At 59.0% G+C, this 15885-nt stretch carries 17 protein-coding genes; 13 read left to right on the forward strand and 4 right to left on the reverse strand.

All coding sequences use genetic code 11. From position 1 onward, the window contains the following. Window positions 1–63: 63 nt before the first annotated feature. Window positions 64–1527 carry a DEAD/DEAH box helicase gene (locus tag DUD43_RS00870; RefSeq protein ID WP_194273423.1) on the reverse strand — a complete coding sequence of 488 codons (1464 nt, stop codon included), beginning with the start codon at window positions 1525–1527 and terminating at the stop codon, window positions 64–66. Window positions 1528–1953: 426 nt separating this feature from the next. On the opposite strand from DUD43_RS00870, the gene DUD43_RS00875 reads away from it, so the two are divergent. The 5 genes from DUD43_RS00875 (at window position 1954) to DUD43_RS00895 (ending at window position 6936) form a co-directional block, all read left to right on the forward strand. After that, on the forward strand, window positions 1954–2574 hold the full coding sequence (locus DUD43_RS00875) for a LemA family protein (RefSeq protein WP_153228751.1): 621 nt from the start codon (window positions 1954–1956) through the stop codon (window positions 2572–2574). A 101-nt stretch (window positions 2575–2675) separates the two neighbouring features. Further along, window positions 2676–3554, forward strand: a complete 879-nt coding sequence (locus DUD43_RS00880; RefSeq protein ID WP_228125862.1) for a TPM domain-containing protein — start codon at window positions 2676–2678, stop codon at window positions 3552–3554. 17 nt (window positions 3555–3571) lie between these two features. Beyond that, window positions 3572–4069: a TPM domain-containing protein gene (locus DUD43_RS00885; RefSeq protein WP_153228753.1), complete on the forward strand. Its 498-nt coding sequence runs from the start codon at window positions 3572–3574 to the stop codon at window positions 4067–4069. Between the two features lie 15 nt (window positions 4070–4084). Then, the gene (locus DUD43_RS00890) at window positions 4085–5491 is read left to right on the forward strand and encodes a DUF2868 domain-containing protein (RefSeq protein ID WP_194273424.1); all 1407 of its coding nucleotides are present in this window, start codon (window positions 4085–4087) and stop codon (window positions 5489–5491) included. After that, window positions 5488–6936, forward strand: coding sequence for a DUF3482 domain-containing protein (locus DUD43_RS00895; protein ID WP_153228755.1), 1449 nt, complete (start codon window positions 5488–5490; stop codon window positions 6934–6936). Before DUD43_RS00890 ends, DUD43_RS00895 begins: the two co-directional genes overlap by 4 nt. An 11-nt stretch (window positions 6937–6947) precedes the next feature. Here the strand turns inward: DUD43_RS00895 and DUD43_RS00900 are convergent, their stop codons facing one another. The 3 genes from DUD43_RS00900 to DUD43_RS00910 form a co-directional block, all read right to left on the reverse strand. After that, a complete protein-coding gene (locus DUD43_RS00900; RefSeq protein WP_153228756.1) occupies window positions 6948–7391 on the reverse strand; it encodes a DUF488 domain-containing protein in 444 nt (147 codons plus the stop codon). A 229-nt stretch (window positions 7392–7620) separates the two neighbouring features. Continuing rightward, window positions 7621–7869 carry a GlsB/YeaQ/YmgE family stress response membrane protein gene (locus DUD43_RS00905; protein ID WP_153228757.1) on the reverse strand — a complete coding sequence of 83 codons (249 nt, stop codon included), beginning with the start codon at window positions 7867–7869 and terminating at the stop codon, window positions 7621–7623. A gap of 151 nt (window positions 7870–8020) precedes the next feature. Beyond that, entirely contained in the window at window positions 8021–9589 is a 1569-nt protein-coding gene (locus DUD43_RS00910) for an amidase (RefSeq protein WP_153228758.1), read from the reverse strand. Between the two features lie 142 nt (window positions 9590–9731). On the opposite strand from DUD43_RS00910, the gene DUD43_RS00915 reads away from it, so the two are divergent. From DUD43_RS00915 to DUD43_RS00950, 8 genes are all read left to right on the forward strand, one after another. Continuing rightward, window positions 9732–10454 (forward strand): LysR family transcriptional regulator, encoded by a 723-nt coding sequence (locus DUD43_RS00915; protein WP_153228759.1) that lies wholly within the window; start codon window positions 9732–9734, stop codon window positions 10452–10454. Continuing rightward, the gene (locus tag DUD43_RS00920; protein WP_153228760.1) at window positions 10445–10627 is read left to right on the forward strand and encodes a hypothetical protein; all 183 of its coding nucleotides are present in this window, start codon (window positions 10445–10447) and stop codon (window positions 10625–10627) included. The genes DUD43_RS00915 and DUD43_RS00920 overlap by 10 nt, the downstream gene beginning before the upstream one ends. A gap of 45 nt (window positions 10628–10672) precedes the next feature. Beyond that, a complete protein-coding gene (gene thpR / locus DUD43_RS00925; RefSeq protein ID WP_153228761.1) occupies window positions 10673–11272 on the forward strand; it encodes an RNA 2',3'-cyclic phosphodiesterase in 600 nt (199 codons plus the stop codon). Beyond that, complete coding sequence (locus DUD43_RS00930) at window positions 11269–12207, forward strand: LysR family transcriptional regulator (RefSeq protein WP_153228762.1); 939 nt, start codon at window positions 11269–11271, stop codon at window positions 12205–12207. The genes thpR and DUD43_RS00930 overlap by 4 nt, the downstream gene beginning before the upstream one ends. A gap of 196 nt (window positions 12208–12403) precedes the next feature. Continuing rightward, window positions 12404–13078, forward strand: a complete 675-nt coding sequence (locus DUD43_RS00935) for a DUF4286 family protein (RefSeq protein WP_153228763.1) — start codon at window positions 12404–12406, stop codon at window positions 13076–13078. Between the two features lie 37 nt (window positions 13079–13115). Further along, complete coding sequence (locus DUD43_RS00940; RefSeq protein WP_035274876.1) at window positions 13116–14084, forward strand: TRAP transporter substrate-binding protein; 969 nt, start codon at window positions 13116–13118, stop codon at window positions 14082–14084. Between the two features lie 16 nt (window positions 14085–14100). After that, entirely contained in the window at window positions 14101–14592 is a 492-nt protein-coding gene (locus DUD43_RS00945; RefSeq protein WP_153228764.1) for a TRAP transporter small permease, read from the forward strand. After that, on the forward strand, window positions 14585–15880 hold the full coding sequence (locus DUD43_RS00950) for a TRAP transporter large permease (RefSeq protein WP_153228765.1): 1296 nt from the start codon (window positions 14585–14587) through the stop codon (window positions 15878–15880). The genes DUD43_RS00945 and DUD43_RS00950 overlap by 8 nt, the downstream gene beginning before the upstream one ends. Window positions 15881–15885: the final 5 nt, after the last annotated feature.

Genomic DNA, 15885 nt, shown 5'->3' on the forward strand with positions numbered 1-15885 from the left:
GGTGTGCTCGGTTCAAAGGCGGGCGCTGTGCCCGCCTTTGGCAGGCACAGTCCCTGGCCGGATTTAGGCTTTGGCTTGGGCGGGGCTACGGTTGCTGCGGTTCGGGCCGCGGCTGTCCTGACGGCCACCGGGGCGACCTTGGCCAGCACGGGCTGCGCCACCGCCAGCACCGCCAGGAGCAGCACTGCGACGTGGGCGGTTGTCGTTGCCAGGACGGCGTGGACGGCTTTCGCCATTACCACCACGGCCTTCAGCGGAGCGACCTTGACCACCACCGTTGGGGCGACGGGCACCAGGAGCACGAGCGCCAGGAGCGCTGTTGAAGCGACGCTCTGCGTAGGTGTCTTCCTTGGCTTCTTCAGCCAGGGCAGCTCGCGAAGGAGGCGTCCAGCCTTCCACCACGATGCGCTCGATAGGATTGCGGGTCATGCGCTCGATCTGCTTGAGCAAACGCATTTCGCTGCGATCCACCAGCGACAGGGCCACGCCTTCGCTACCAGCACGGCCAGTACGGCCAATGCGGTGTACGTAGTCTTCAGGAACGTTAGGCAGTTCGAAGTTGACCACGTAAGGCAGTTGATCAATGTCCAGACCACGAGCGGCGATGTCAGTAGCAACCAGCACCACAACCTTGCCGTTCTTGAAGCCTGCCAGCGCACGGGTACGAGCCGCCTGGCTCTTGTTACCGTGCAGGGCTTCAGCGGCCATACCGTCCTTGGACAGTTTTTCGGCCAGACGGTTGGCGCCGTGCTTGGTGCGGCAGAACACCAGAACCTGGTTCCAGCCGCTTTCGCGGATGATGTGGCTCAGCAGGTCACGTTTGTGAGCCTGGTCAGCCAGAATCACTTGCTGGGTAATCAGTTCGTTGGTGGTGTTGCGGGCAGCAACGGCCACTTCGTCAGGGTTGTTCAGCGAACCACGGGCCAGTTCACGGATTTCGTCCGAGAAAGTTGCCGAGAACAGCAGAGTCTGACGATCAACCGGCATCAGGCTGATGATCTTGCGAATGTCGCGGATAAAGCCCATGTCCAGCATGCGGTCGGCTTCGTCCAGGACCAGGATTTCCACGCCGGTCAGGTCCACCGTGCGTTGACGCACGTGGTCCAGCAAACGACCAGGAGTGGCCACCAGAATGTCCAGGGGCTTACGCAGCGCATGGAACTGGGGGTTGATGTTCACGCCACCAAACATGACCATCGAGCGCAGACGGGTGTGCTGGCTGTACAAACGTACCGATTCTTCAACCTGGGCGGCCAGTTCACGGGTAGGAGCCAGGATCAGCGCACGTGGGCGGCCTGGTTTGCGGTTTTGCTGAGGGTTGTTCAGCAGACGGTGCAAGATAGGCAGGGTAAAGCCTGCGGTCTTGCCGGTGCCGGTTTGAGCGGCAGCCAACAGGTCACCACCTTCAATGACCTTGGGGATGGCCTGGGCTTGAATAGGGGTGGGGTGGGTATAGCCTGCGTCGGTTACAGCACGCAACAGAGGTTCTGCCAGCTCAAGAGAGGCAAAAGTGATTTGAGAGTCCAAGAATTTTCCAGTGACTAGCCCAAAAGCCCTCTTTGGGGCCCTACCAATCCAGGCTAAGGTGTTTTGTTATGGCGACAATGCCACGGCAGGGGCAAGAACGCCGCCTGCTGCAAGAGGCGCAGTGATTGGTGCGCTGCGCAATCCGCCATTATAGCGTGAAATTAGTAAAAATCCTCATTGACCATCTTGTATCATTTTGACCGGTAGCGTTAAAACAACCTGCTTCAAACGTAAACGGTCAGGCAGATTGTTCCGCCGGATTTGACAGAAATTGTTAAGCGCCGCCATAGACGGACTTGTTATGCTGCGGTACGCGGTTTACGCTTGGCGTGCACGCACCGCCGGGCTCTGTTTGGCACGTGCCCGAGCACAGGGGTCGCAACCCGTTTTTGTTGTTTATCTGCTTATTTTTGCAGGAAAAAAATCATGACATCATGGATACGATGGGTCTTTATCAGCAGCGTGGCGGTCTTGCTGTCTGGTTGTGGGTATAACGAGATCCAGCGCCTGGACGAGCAGGTCAAGGCCGCTTGGTCGCAAACTCTGAATCAATACGAGCGTCGCGCCGAACTGGTGCCCAAGCTGGTCAGCTCGGTCAATGCCTATATGGTGAATGAGCGCACAGTGCTGACTCAGGTTACCGAAGCCCGTGCCAAGGTTGGCACCATTCAGATGAAAGTGGACGATCTGGATAACCCCGAAGTGATGGCGCGCTTCCAGGAAGCCCAGAACCAGTTGTCCTCGGCGCTGTCGCGTCTGATCGCCGTGTCGGAAAACTACCCGCAACTGAAAAGCGATGGCCTGTTCCGCGACCTGATGACGCAGCTGGAAGGCACGGAAAACCGTATTGCCACCGAACGCGGCCGTTATGTACAGACCGTGCAGGAATACAACCTGTTCATCCGTCAGTTCCCTACCCTGATTACCGCCAAGCTGTTTGGCTACAAGGTCAAGGAAAACTACGGCGTGGATCGTCAAAGCGAAATCACGCGTGACCCCGAGGTCAAGTTTGATATCCCTGCGACCCCCGCTCCTGCTGGGTATTGATTAATTCTGGAGGTGGAGTCATGAACGTGCACGATCTTGCACTGACTGCTGGGCCTGGGTCTGCACGTTCTGGCAGGCTGGCGAGGGCCTGTGGCTTGTTGATGGCATTGCTGTTGCTGTGCTGGTCCTGGACACAGGCGCAGGCCAAGCCTGAGCCCATTCCCGCCATTGCGGGGTGGGTGACGGACACCACGGGCACTCTCAGCCCGGATCAAAAAGATGCCCTGAACCAGCAGCTCAAAGCGGTGGAGCAGGAAAAGGGCGCGCAGGTCGTGATCCTGATGGTGCCCACCACGGGTGAAGAAACCATCGAACAATATGCTTTGCGTGTCTTTGATCAATGGGAAATTGGCCGCAAGAAAGTGGACGATGGCATCTTGCTGCTGGTGGCCAAGGATGATCGCCGCATGCGTATCCAGACCGGTTATGGCCTGGAAGGCGCGGTGACGGACTTGCAGGCGGGCCGCATCATCCGCGAACAGATGACACCTCGTTTTATCGAAGGCAATTTCTACGCCGGTATCCAGGCCGCAGCCGATAGTCTGGTTGGTCTGGTCAACGGCGAAGAGCTTCCCCCTCCTCCTAAAAATGCACCTGTCACGTCTTCGGGTGAAGAAGGCGTGTTCTGGGAGCCTTTGCTGGCCGTAGGTGCGATTGTTTTTTTTGCCTCGCCCGTGTTTGCCGCGCTGGCAGCAGGCGTGTTCACCCTGGTGGTCTCAGGCAGCATCGGGCTGGCCTTGCTGGCCGCCGTGGTAGGCGCTGGTTTGAGCATGATTGGCCGACTCTTTGGCGCAGGCGGTAAATCCAGCTCCGGGCGCGCCTCGCGCCGTGGTGGCGTCGTTGGTGGCCTGGGTGGTTATTCCTCCGGTGGTTTTGGTGGGAATGGCGGCAGCAGCGGTGGTGGCTTCGGCGGTTTTGGCGGAGGCAGCGGCGGTGGTGGTGGCGGTAGCGGAGGCGGTGGCGCTTCCGGTAGTTGGTAAGGCCACAGGGGAGCGACATGAGTATGAATTGGAAAGAACTGTCGGGCTGGGCATCGGTGCAAGGCCAATGGCTGCGTCGTCGTCATTTCAACGCTGAAATGCTGGGCCATCTGGCTGAACAGATCCGCAAGAGTGAAGAAAACCATAGTGGCGAGTTGGTGGTCGCGATCGAGGCCGTCTTGCCCGCCCACGAAGCCGACAGCGCCCACCGTGCTCTGGAAGTCTTTGGCCGTTTGCGTGTCTGGGACACGCCCTTGAACTCCGGCGTCTTGCTGTATCTGGCTCTGGGTCAGCGCCGTATCCATATCATTGCGGACCGGGGCATCAAGGCTGATCCGGCTCAGTGGGCACAGATCTGTCAGAAACTGGAAAAAGATCTGGCCTCGCGTGAGTATTTGTCGGGTTTGCTGGCTGCGGTCAGCGCCATTGAAACTATCTTGCAGCAAGGCGCTCCGGCGCAGACTTCGGGCGTGGCGGCAGTCAATGCCTTGCCTGACGAACCTGTACTTCTTTAAGTGATGGCCAGTGCCATGAAACCGTCTGAATCCGTCGGCTCCTGGCAGCAGCAAACTCTGGTTGAAGCCATACGTTTGCGCGAGACCCTGTGGGGGCCTATTGAAGACCTGTCTGAGTCGCGCCGTGCGCGGGCCGCAGGGGGGTCCTTTGCCCAACGTGTCTCGGCTCGGGCCTTGGCGCTGGCTCGACGCGATGGGCTGGAGCAAGCCTGGACGCGCTGGTGGCGTGTTGCCCGCCTTTTGCTGATTGCCATGGCAGTGCTGGCTTTGCTGGCCGGGGCTGGAACAGCGGCGGGTGCATTGGGCGATGGCAGTCGAGCCGTGAATGTACTGACGGCCTTGGGCGCTTTGCTGGGTCTGCATGTACTGACTTTTATCTTCTGGCTGTTCAGCCTGGCCTGGTCGGGCAAAAGTAGCGGTACGGGCAGTTGGGCCGGTGATGCCTGGTGGTGGCTAAGTCGCCGCTTTGTCAAAGGCGATGCCAGTCTGGTTCCTCAGGCTTTTGCCGCCGTGCTGGCGCGCCGGGGCAGCCAATCCTGGCTGGCGGGCCTGATCAGCCACAGCTTGTGGGTGCTGGCCTTTTTGTCGGCTCTGAGCACCCTGCTGTTACTGCTGGCCTCGCGCCGCTACCACTTCAATTGGGAAACCACGCTTTTGACACCAGATACCTTTGTCTGGCTGGTTGAAGGTCTGGGTGCCCTGCCGTCCTTATTGGGCTTTGCCCTGCCCGATACCCTCACCATCCGTAGCAGCGATGGCCTGCAAATGCTGGATGCCCAGGCTCAGGCCTTGTGGTCCAGCTGGCTGTTGGGCGCAGTGGTGACCTACGGTTTGTTGCCTCGCGTGCTGGCTTTGGCCTGGAGCCTGTGGCAATGGCGTAAACACACGGCTCGCTTGAGTCTGGATGACAGCTTGCCGGGCTTGGCAGAGCTGCGCCCTCGTTTGATGCCCGTTAGCGAACCGACGGGTGTGGATGAGTTGGCGTCCCCGGACAGAGTGGCTCGCATTCAAAGTCAGCCCAGCACCCCTTTGGCTGCCAATGCGCTGTGTGTGGTGGGGCTGGAGTTGCCGCCAGAACATAGCTGGCCCCCTGCTTTCATGCAGGCGCAGATGCAGGATTTGGGCCGGGTGGATTCGCGGGCCGAGCGGCTGGATATTCTGGGGCGCTTGCAGTCCGCCAGTCCTCGTCATTTGCTGATGGTCTGTGATGCCGCCCAGACGCCGGATCGCGGTGTGGTGGCGACGCTGGTTGAATGGGCGCAATTGGCCCAGCAGTCCGATGTAGTGTTGCTGGACGAAGCCTTGGCCGACCCGGACCAGACGCGCCGTCGCAGTTGGCATGAGCGTTTGGTGGCGGCAGGCTTTGCGCCTGGGCAGATTCACGATCAATGGCCTGACTTGTCTTTGAAGGAGCCATCATGAGTGCTGCGGCCTTGACGCTGGCGGTGGTGGGTCACACCAATACGGGCAAGACCTCTTTGCTGCGTACCCTGACGCGGGATACGGAGTTTGGGCAGGTCAGCAATAGTCCAGGCACCACACGGCATGTGGAAGGCGCCAGGCTGACGGTGGACGGCGAGGCTTTGGTGGAGCTGTTCGACACCCCTGGTCTGGAAGACAGCATGGCCTTGCTGGACTTCATGGATCAGCTAAGCCAGCCCGGCGAACGTATTGATGGCCCAGAGCGGATACGCCGTTTTCTGGAGTCCCCGGCGGCACAAGGCCGTTTCGAGCAGGAAGCCCGTGTGCTGCGCAAGCTGCAATCCTGCGATGCGGGCCTGTATGTGGTGGATGCGCGCGATCCTGTCCTGAGCAAGCATAAGGACGAGTTGACCTTGCTGGCCTATAGCGGGCGGCCTTTGCTGCCTGTGCTCAATTTCGTGCGTAGCCCGCAGGCGCGGGTGCAGGAATGGCGTAGTGCCTTGGCACGTCTGGGACTGCATGCCTTGGCAGAGTTCGATACGGTGGCACCGGCTTTGGATGGCGAGGCTTTGCTGTACGACAAGCTGGCCGTGCTGCTGGAGACGCAAGCCGGGGTGCTGCAGCAGCTGAAGGTGGATTTGGCGCAGCAGGCTGTATTGCGGCGTCGGGATGCCTTGCGTTTGCTGGCAGAGCTGTTGATTGATGTGGCGGCCTGGCGCGTCAGTACCCCCTCGGACAAGGAGTCCATGGAGCTGGCCGCGCAGCAGTTACGCGAGCCAGTGTTGGCGCGCGAGGCCAAGAGTGTGCAGGCTTTGCTCAAGCGCTACAGCTTCGGTCGTCAGGATGTGGTGGCGGACTTGCTGCATTTTGAAGGTGGCCGTTGGGGCATGGATTTGTTTGACCCCCAGGCCTTGAAGGAATTTGGCGTGCAGCTGGGTAAAGGCGTGGCGGCGGGTGCCATGGCCGGGGCCACGCTGGATGTGATGACGGGTGGTCTCAGCTTGGGAACCGGGACGGTTCTGGGCGCCTTGGCCGGTGGTTTGTGGCAAGGCGCGGACAAGTGGGGCCAGCGTTTGATGGGCAAGCTGCGGGGCGAGACAGAACTGAGCGTGGATGATGCCGTGCTGCGTTTGCTGGCCGTGCGGCAGCTCAGTTTGATTGCGGCTTTGGAGCGGCGCGGTCATGCCGCACAGACCCCGATTCGCCTGGGCGAGATTGATGCCGAGAATTTTGATCAGGCTTTGCAGCGGGAATTGAATGTCTGGCGGGCGCAAGGCCTGCCGGAGGAGCTGGCACAGGCACGGATTCATCCGACTTGGTCTACCTTGCGCTCGGACTATGCGCCGGATTCGCGGCGGGAGACTTGTGTGCAGAGCCTGGTGCAGCGTTTGCTGGGGGCGCGCAATGCGCCGAATGCCAACTCTGTCGGGCAGCCACAGGGCTAGCAAACCCCGGCTTATTTCTTTTTATCTTTCATTAAGTGCGCGTAGCAGACCGGCGAGCTGGGTTCATTGCCGTCGTGTAGGCGGTCCTCTTCGACCAAAGCCTGGATCACAGCCTGTTTGAGCACCGTCAGGTACGAGGCTTGCGGGTCGTGGGTGGCGGTCAGCAATTGCAGTTCGCCTTTACGGGCCAGCTTCATCAAGGAGAGCAGGGAATCAGGGTCGTGCGCTAGCTGTTCTTGATAGCGACGCTGGAACTGCTCGGGCGAGATATCGCCACTATGAAAGCTTTTGCGCAGCTCGGTTGCAGGGCTGGCCTCGTGCAGCCACTGGACATCGCCCAGCTCGTCTTTGCTCAGGCCGCGTGGCCAGAGACGATCGGTGAGTACACGGGCCGCTTTGCCGGCAGGCTCATGGACGGCGTCGTAAATGCGATTCAAGGTGATGGTGTAGGGCATGACTGGCTCCGGGAGCGTCAGGCTTTCAGTGTTCAGGCGCTTGGCCTTAATTATCCATCTATCTGTTTTTTCTGTGAATCAGGGCCGCGATAGCGACAGGTATCGGTGGCAGGCGTCTTATGCCAAATAGCAAACTGCGGTGTAGCAGCCTTGCCGCCGTGTGTGGCGATGTTTTGGATCGCCCATCACACAGGCTGCAAGGCTGCTGTTTTGCGTTTGATGCAGCGTTTTACGCTTTCTTGCTGATCAGTCCGTAAACGAACAGAACGATGATGGCGCCCACGATGGAGCCGATCCAGCCTGCACCTTCACCCGGCACGTACCAGCCCATGGATTGGCCCAGGTAGCCTGCCACAAAGGAGCCGACGATACCCAGGATGGTGGTCATTATCCATCCCATTTTTTGCTCGCCGGGCATGATGGCTCGTGCCAGCAAACCTACGATAAAGCCGACAATGATCATGGAGATAATACTCATGGCGCTGCTCCTGTTGCTTTGTATGTCGGTCAGGGGGTCGGACCGCTGCTTTTATCTTAGGTATGGAGTTTTTAGGCGTCTATCTTTTTGCGTTTTTGAAACAGTTAAAAACGTCAGGTTTTGTAAACGGATGGCGTCTAATCAGCTTTGCTTAGGCCAGCAAGGTCGGTTTACGCTTTTGCACCCACTGCGTGGCCTGTTCATACGCGTAGGACAGTTGCAGCACGGCCATATCGGCCTGGGCAGGGCCCATGATCTGCAAGCCCATGGGCAATCCGGCTTCGTTAAAGCCCGCAGGCACGTTCATGACGGGCAGCCCTGCCAGAGAGCCGCCAATGACGATTTCCATCCAGCGGTGGTAGGTGTCCATCTTGCGCCCGGCGATTTCGGTGGGCCAGTGGGTCGTGCCTGCAAAGGGGAAGACCTGGGCGGTGGGCAGGACCAGATAGTCGTAGGTCTGGAACAGCTTGCGCAGGCTTTCGTACCATTTGCTGCGGTTGATGGAGGCTTGGTAGACCTGCGCGCCGCTCAGGTTCAGGCCCCCTTCTACTTCCCAGATGGCTTCGGGCTTCATTTGGGCGCGCAGCTCGGGTTTGGCGTACAGGCCCTGGGCGGTACCGGCGACGGTGAAGTGACGCAGTGTCAGCCAGGTTTGCCACAGCTGTTCCATGGAGTAGTCGGGTTGCGCCGCTTCGACGGTGCAGCCTATGGCTTCAAAGCTCTTCAATGCGCTCTGGCACAGATCCATGACACCGGCTTGCATGGGCAGGTAGCCGTTGTAATCGCCCAGCCAGCCGATGCGGGTGCCCTTGAAGTCGCGTTGCAGTTTGCCAGCGAATTGTTGCGGGTCCTGGTTGATGCTGAGCGGGCTGCGGGCATCGAAACCGGCCTGGGTGGACAGCAGCATGGCCAGGTCGGCCACGGTACGACCCATGGGGCCTTCGTAGCCCATTTGCTGGAAGAACACTTCGGAGGTCGGGCCATAGGGCACACGGCCTTGTGATGGCCGAAAACCGTAGACGTTGTTGAAGGCACCGGGGTTGCGCAGGGAACCCATCATGTCGCTGCCATCAGCGACGGGCAACATGCGGGTGGCCAGGGCCACGGCGGCCCCGCCGCTGCTGCCACCGGCACACAGGTCGGGCTGGTAGGCATTGCCGGTGGTGCCAAACACGGAGTTGTAGGTATGCGATCCCAGACCAAATTCCGGGGTATTGGTTTTACCGATCAGAATGGCACCGGATTGCCGTACCCGCTCCACCACGATGGCGTCCTGTTTGGGCAGATAGTCCTTGAAAATCGGTGAGCCATTGGTGGTGACGATATCGACTGTTGCCGCCAGATCTTTGGGTGCCTGGGGCATACCGTGCATCCAGCCCAGGTACTGGCCTGCTTTCAGTTGCTGATCGCGCTTGTCAGCCTGGGCCAGCAAGCCGCTGCGCTCTTGCAGGGACACGATGGCGTTGACCTTGGGGTTTACACGGTCGATATGGTCCAGATACGCCACCATCACTTCGCGGCAGGAGACCTGGCGTTGTGCAATCCAGCCCGACAGAGTCAGCGCATCGGCCATGATGATATCTTGAGCCGTGCCCGGACCGGGGGCGGTTTTTGCGAAAGCCTGGCGTCCCAGTGAAGGGGCCATACCCGCCAGCGACAGCAGTCCGGTGGTTTTCAAAAAGCGGCGGCGCGCGTCCAGGGGTGTCGAGGTATCTGTCATGTTTGTCTCCCGTTTTTTTGTAAGGCCATCCAAGTGGCTAGGCCATTCTATGCAGGTACAATGCGCGGCTCAAACGCCAAAAAATCATCAAGTTGATGCGGTCTGTGCATAAGCCGGTTCAAGCGTCAGCAAGGGGACAAGCATGGACTTTCGCAAGCTGCGGCACTTTGTGGCCGTTTGCGAACACGGTACCTTTCATCGGGCCGCGCAAGCCGTCCATTTAAGCCAGTCGGCCTTGAGCCGTAGCATCCAGGCTCTGGAGCAGGAACTGGGCGTGCCGCTGTTTGATCGCAGCAGTCAGCGTATTTTTTTGACGCCTTATGGCCGTGTACTTCTGGAGCGGGCGCACCGGGTGTTGCAGGAAGGCCGGGCCTTGCAGCGCGAGCTGGCCTTGCTTCAGGGCGAGGACGCAGGCAGCCTGCGCTTGGGGTTAAGCTCTACCCCCGCTGCGGTTTTGCTGCATCCGTGCATGGTGGCGCTGCTGGACGAATATCCGCGTTTGCGCGTGGATGCTGTGATTGGCCGCACGCTGGAACTGATCGAGGGCCTGCGCCGTGAACGTTACGATATGGTGGTGCTGGACGTCAGCGCGGTGACCGATGTGCGTGGTCTGGATATTGAGTATCTGCCCGCCATGCAAGGCGATATGCTGGTCCGCCAGGGCCACCCGCTTTTGCAGCTGGAGTCGCTGGATTTTGCGGCGATCAGCCAGTATCCCGTGGCCTGCTCTGTGATCAGCGATGATTTGACTGACCGCCTGATTGCCGAGTTTGGTGCCCAAGGTCATCCGGCAGCTTTGTACGCTTTTGTTGTGATAGCTTCAGCATTCAGCGCGATGTTGTGCTGGACAGCGATATGGTCTTGATGAGTGTGCTGGCGGCGGTACGGCGCGATATTGATGCCGGTGATCTGGTGCCGCTGGGCCTGTTTTCTTCTTCCTTGTCCGGGCACTATGCCCTGGTGCGTTTGTCGGGCCGCACGCAATTGCCGGCTCTGGATATTGTTTACGATCTGGCGCGTCGCCTGTGCAGGGCCTAGGCCAAACGCCCCGCTTTCTGATCTACCTTGTTTGAGGGTTTGCTGATGACGATCCCCCTGCCCATTCTGGACCTGAAACAGTTAGGTGCAGAACACTCCTTTCGTGCTTTCATCGGCTGGTGGCCAGACGCACAAACCCGCGCCTGGCTGGCGGAGCAGGCGCTACAGGCCCATGCACTTTATGGCGGGCGGATGATGCAGTCCGATCACTTTCACTTAACACTGGCGTTTCTGGATGGCAGCCGCGTGTCTGAGCTGCAGACCTTGGCGACACAGATGGCGGAATGGGCGGTGCCGGAGATCAAGCTGGACCTGACGATACGGGATGTATTCGAGAAACCGCAGGTGGTGTGGGCCGGGCCGGACGAGTCGCAAACCCAAGCACTGGCGGCCCTGCAGCAGTGGCATGACGAGCTTTGGGCCAGGCTGACTGCCTTGGGCTGGACGCAGCCGCCACGTCGTTTTCGCCCGCATGTGTCCTTGCTGCGCCATGTGCGGATTGCCGCTGATCAGCCCCATTGCCATGCTTTGCCTGCACAGGCGTTTGTGGGCGACGGTGCTGGCCTGATTGTGTCTGTCCCCAGTGAGCAGCGTAGCCAATATCATCTGGCCGCCATGATGAAGCCTGAAAGGACAGGTGCATGAATATCCGCTTTTTAGAAACCTTTATCTGGATTGCCCGTTTGGGCAGTTTCCGTGCGGCAGCGAACAAGCAGCATCTGACGCAGGCTGCCGTTTCAGGGCGGATTGCGGCTCTGGAAAGCGAGTTTCAGAAAACCTTGTTTGAGCGTGGCCACCGCGATCTGCGCCTGACTCCAGCAGGCCGCAAACTGATGCAGTATGCCGAGCAAATGCTGGGCATGGAACACGATTTGCGTGAAGCCCTGGCCGGCTCCAGTCGCTTGAGTGGCCGGGTGCGACTGGGCGTGGTCGAGTCCATTGTGCATACCTGGTTCAAGGATTTGATTCGTCAGCTGCATGCGCTCTACCCCGAGCTGGAAATTGAGCTGACCGCCGAGTCCACCTTGCGCCTGCACGACTTGCTCAAGCGCGGCACCATTGATGTGGCCTTGCAGACCGATCCCATCATGGGAGACGGCATACGCAACCTGCCGATGGGCTCCATGCGCATGGGCTGGGTGTGCATGGCCGATGAAACCATGCCGGTACGCAGCGGCTTGCAGGAGCTGGTGCAACGCTGGCCACTGGTGACGTTCCCTCGTGGTTCCCAGCCGCATCTGGCCTTGGTGCAGTTGCTTGAACCCTTGCCTGTCGATCAGGCTCGGATTCACTACGTTTCTTCAATTGCCGCCAGCACGCAATTGATCGAAGCCCAGCCTTGCATTGCCACCTTGCCCCTGGCGGCAGTCAGCCGTCAGCTGGACAGTGGCCTGTATCAGGAAATTGTGTGTGAGCATGCTTTGCCCGACTTGCGCCTGGTCGCCAGTTGGCGGCCCGATCCTTTGACGCAGACCGCCCAGGCGGTGATTGGGGTGGCGCTGGAGCGTATGCACCATTTTGCGGCCGAGCATCCTGGGCTGGCTTTACCCCCGCCAGACACGCGTGTCTTCGCGATTTAGCTGTTGAGGGTTTTCCCCTTGCCTGCGCATGTGTACTGAGCGTGGGCTTGCTTGATAATCTATATACCGCGCCACTCGCTTGAACTGATCGCTTTTTCCTATTGCCCCAGGCTGAAATAAACCGTTTGGAATCCGCCCAGAAGCCGTTGGACACTCCCATAAAGAGTGTGCAATGACTTTGATTCAGGAGGCTTTCGTGTCTGCTACTTTTCGTACTGATCGTGATGCGCCGGGGGAACTGTTCATCTGGACGGATATCGCCCCTGAGCATGAGCAGGATTTCAATCAATGGTATGAGCGCGAGCATATGGCTGAACGTGCGGCCATACCCGGCTTTCAGTGGTCGCGCCGTTATGTGCGACAAGGCACCGGGCGCAAGTACCTGGCCTTGTACCGTACCGAGTCCCTGCGCGTCTTTGGCACCGCGGAATACAAAAAGGCTTTTGAGCAGCAAACGGACTGGTCCAATACCAATTTTGCCCGCATGAGCAATACCCAGCGCCGCGTGATGGCGGTGTCTTTGCTGGGTGGTGCTGGTACGGGTTCCGTGGTTTTGCTGGTGCGTCTGCCTGAGCTGGCCCAACGGGAAGCCCTGGCGCGTCAATGCGCCGCCTACCTGGAACAGACCGATGGCCTGCTGGCCTTGCGCGTGCTGACGCCAGACCCTGAACTCTCTACCCCTTTGCCGTCCGAGGATACGCAGCAGCGTCGCCTGGACCCCTACCTGGTGGCTGATCTGACCACCCTGAATGCTGCTCGTACCCTGGCTGCCCGCTTGCAGCAGGATCTGGGAGTGGCGACCAACGATGTATCCGAGTTTTCTTTGCTGTGGGATCTGCAGTCACGGGATCTGAATGCGGGCCGCTCATAAGGCGGCCATCACCTCAATTCTTGGGAGAAGCAACATCATGATCAAAAAACTACTTTCCATGGCTTGCGTTCTGGCTCTGGCTGGCACCGCGCAGGCGGCGACCAACTGGAACATGAGCACGGAGCAGCCTGATAACAACTTCCTGACGCAAAACGCGCGTGAGTTTGCGGCGGACATCAAGGCGGCCACCAACGGGGAACTGAATATCAACGTGCAATCGAACTCGGTGCTGCTCAAGCGCCCCGAGGTCAAGCGTGGTGTACAGCAAGGTGTGGTGCAGGCTGGTGAAATGCTGGTGGCGGCCATTGGCAACGAAGATCCTTTGTTCGAGGTCGATAGTGTGCCGTTCCTGGCTTCATCCTTCGATCAGTCGGAAAAACTCTGGAAAGCCACTCGCCCCTTCCTGGCCGAGCGTTTGGACAAGCAGGGTATTGTGCTGGTCTATGGCTCGCCCTGGCCACCGCAAGGCATCTACACCAAAAAGCCGGTGGAACAGTTGTCTGATCTGGCCGGAGTCCGTTTCCGTGCCTACAGCCCAGCTACCAGCCGTTTGGTGTCCTTGATGGGGGCCGTGCCGACTACCGTACAAACGCCCGAAGTACCCCAGGCATTTTCCACCGGCATTATTGATGCCATGCTGACCTCGCCCGCCACGGGTGTGGATTCGCAGGCCTGGGACTATGTGAAGTACTACTACGACGCCCAGGTGTTCATTCCACAAAGCTTTGTGATCATCAACAAGCGTGCCTTCCAGCGCCTGCCCGAGAACGTCCAGAAAGCGGTTCTGGAAGCCGGTGAACGTGCTGAACAACGTGGCTGGGCCATGTCGCGCGAGCAGACCTCCAAGCTGACCCAGACCATGGCCGACAAAGGCATGGTGGTGGGCCAGTTAAGCGAGAAACTGGCTGGCGAGCTGCATGCCATTGGCCAGACCATGACCGAAGAGTGGCTGAAAAAGGCGGGTGCCGACGGCCAGAAGTTGCTTGATACCTACCGTCAGCCCTAAACCAAGGAGTGCGTCCATGATTGTGCTGGAGCGTATGGCCAGAGTATGCGGCGCACTGGCCGCACTCTTTCTATGTTCGATTGGGGTGGTGGTGACAGCGCAGATTGTGGCACGCCTGTTTTCCATGCAAATCCCCGCTTCGGATGACTTTGCGGGCTGGTTTATGGCAGCGTCGATTTTTCTGGCGCTGCCCTACGCCATGCTGCATGGCGACCATATCCGGGTGTCCTTGTTGCTGCAGGTGATCCCGGATCGTTTGCGACGCCCATACGAGTTATTGGCGACGCTGATCGGGGTCGCGCTGGCAGCCTGGTGCACCTGGGAAACCGCCCATTTTGTGTATGAGTCCTTCATTTACAAGGAAGTAGCGCAGGGCATGGTGGCTGTACCGCTGTGGATTCCCCAACTGGGGATGCCCATTGGTTTGGGCTTGCTGACCTTGATGTTGTTGCGGCGCTTGCTGCGTGTGGTTCAGGGTCAAGAACTGGAGGCGACTGAACATGGCTGATTTATCTCAGGCAATTGTGCTGTTTGTTGTTCTGCTTGCCTTGCTGGCCAGTGGCGTGTGGGTGGCGCTGGTTCTGATCGCTTGCGGTATTTTGTCTATTTTTCTGTATGCCGACGCGCCTGCGGGCATTATTTTTGCCACCAAGGCCTGGGACTCCTCGGCCAGTTGGGCTTTGACAGCGTTACCCCTGTTTATCTGGATGGGGGAAATTCTGTATCGGACGCGACTGGCCGAAGACATGTTCAGTGGCCTGGGGCCGTGGGTACAGCGTTTGCCGGGCCGCCTGGTGCACGTCAATACTTTGGGCTGCGGCATTTTTGCTGCAGTCAGCGGCTCGTCGGCTGCCACGGCGGCAACGATTGGCCGTATCTCTCTGCCTGAACTGAAGTCACGCGGTTATGACGACAGCATCAGTATTGGTTCTTTGGCCGGTGCCGGTACCTTGGGCCTGCTGATTCCGCCTTCCATTGTGATGATTGTGTATGCCGTCGCTGCACAGGTTTCCATCATCCGCTTGTTTGTGGCGGGTGTGCTGCCAGGCATTTTGTTGATGTGTCTGTTCTCGGCCTATATCGCGATCTGGTCGATTCGCCATCCGGATCGTGTGCCGCCTGCGACCGAAGAGTTAAGCCTGGGCGAAAAGGTACGACGCCTGCGTCTGCTGTTGCCTGTGGTTCTGTTGATTGTGGCGGTGATCGGGTCGATTTACGGGGGTATTGCAACTGCCACGGAAGCTGCCGTGCTGGGCGTAATCGGCTCTTTGGTCATTGCGGGTGTGGGGCGTTCCCTGAACTGGAAAACCTTTACCGCCAGTTTGTTGGGCGCAGCACGTACCTCCTGCATGATCTCTTTCATTCTGATCGGTGCCGCTTACCTGACCAGTGCCATGAGCTTTACCGGCTTGCCCGCGAATCTGGCCGCCTGGATTGGCTCTTTGGGCTTGAGCCAGTACGCCTTGATTGCCGTGTTGACGGTGTTCTTTGTGATTCTGGGCGCGTTTCTGGATGGCATTTCTATTGTGGTGCTGACCACGTCGGTCTTGTTGCCTGCCGTGATTGCCGCTGGAATTGATCCGATCTGGTTTGGTGTCTACCTGATCCTGACGGTGGAAATGGCCCAGATCACCCCGCCTATTGGTTTTAACTTGTTCGTGATTCAGGGCATTACCGGACGCAATCTGTTTGAACTGGTGCGCATGGCTTTCCCGTTTTTCCTGTTGCTGGTTCTGGCGACAGTCCTGGTGACGATATTCCCGCAAATCGTCATGGTCTTGCCTAACGCCATGTAAGGGAG

Origin of the sequence: Alcaligenes faecalis (assembly GCF_009497775.1) — a bacterium.
Lineage (GTDB): Bacteria > Pseudomonadota > Gammaproteobacteria > Burkholderiales > Burkholderiaceae_B > Alcaligenes > Alcaligenes faecalis_D.

Bases quoted from the DNA above. Each gene is read 5' to 3' on its own strand.
- DUD43_RS00910 (WP_153228758.1), bottom strand. From the start codon at position 9,589: ATGACAGATACCTCGACACCCCTGGACGCGCGCCGCCGCTTTTTGAAA.
- DUD43_RS00890 (WP_194273424.1), top strand. From the start codon at position 4,085: ATGAAACCGTCTGAATCCGTCGGCTCCTGGCAGCAGCAAACTCTGGTT.
- DUD43_RS00875 (WP_153228751.1), top strand. From the start codon at position 1,954: ATGACATCATGGATACGATGGGTCTTTATCAGCAGCGTGGCGGTCTTG.
- DUD43_RS00905 (WP_153228757.1), bottom strand. From the start codon at position 7,869: ATGAGTATTATCTCCATGATCATTGTCGGCTTTATCGTAGGTTTGCTG.
- DUD43_RS00880 (WP_228125862.1), top strand. From the start codon at position 2,676: ATGGCATTGCTGTTGCTGTGCTGGTCCTGGACACAGGCGCAGGCCAAG.
- thpR (WP_153228761.1), top strand. From the start codon at position 10,673: ATGACGATCCCCCTGCCCATTCTGGACCTGAAACAGTTAGGTGCAGAA.
- DUD43_RS00915 (WP_153228759.1), top strand. From the start codon at position 9,732: ATGGACTTTCGCAAGCTGCGGCACTTTGTGGCCGTTTGCGAACACGGT.
- DUD43_RS00950 (WP_153228765.1), top strand. From the start codon at position 14,585: ATGGCTGATTTATCTCAGGCAATTGTGCTGTTTGTTGTTCTGCTTGCC.
- DUD43_RS00920 (WP_153228760.1), top strand. From the start codon at position 10,445: ATGGTCTTGATGAGTGTGCTGGCGGCGGTACGGCGCGATATTGATGCC.
- DUD43_RS00900 (WP_153228756.1), bottom strand. From the start codon at position 7,391: ATGCCCTACACCATCACCTTGAATCGCATTTACGACGCCGTCCATGAG.
- DUD43_RS00930 (WP_153228762.1), top strand. From the start codon at position 11,269: ATGAATATCCGCTTTTTAGAAACCTTTATCTGGATTGCCCGTTTGGGC.
- DUD43_RS00885 (WP_153228753.1), top strand. From the start codon at position 3,572: ATGAGTATGAATTGGAAAGAACTGTCGGGCTGGGCATCGGTGCAAGGC.
- DUD43_RS00945 (WP_153228764.1), top strand. From the start codon at position 14,101: ATGATTGTGCTGGAGCGTATGGCCAGAGTATGCGGCGCACTGGCCGCA.
- DUD43_RS00940 (WP_035274876.1), top strand. From the start codon at position 13,116: ATGATCAAAAAACTACTTTCCATGGCTTGCGTTCTGGCTCTGGCTGGC.
- DUD43_RS00895 (WP_153228755.1), top strand. From the start codon at position 5,488: ATGAGTGCTGCGGCCTTGACGCTGGCGGTGGTGGGTCACACCAATACG.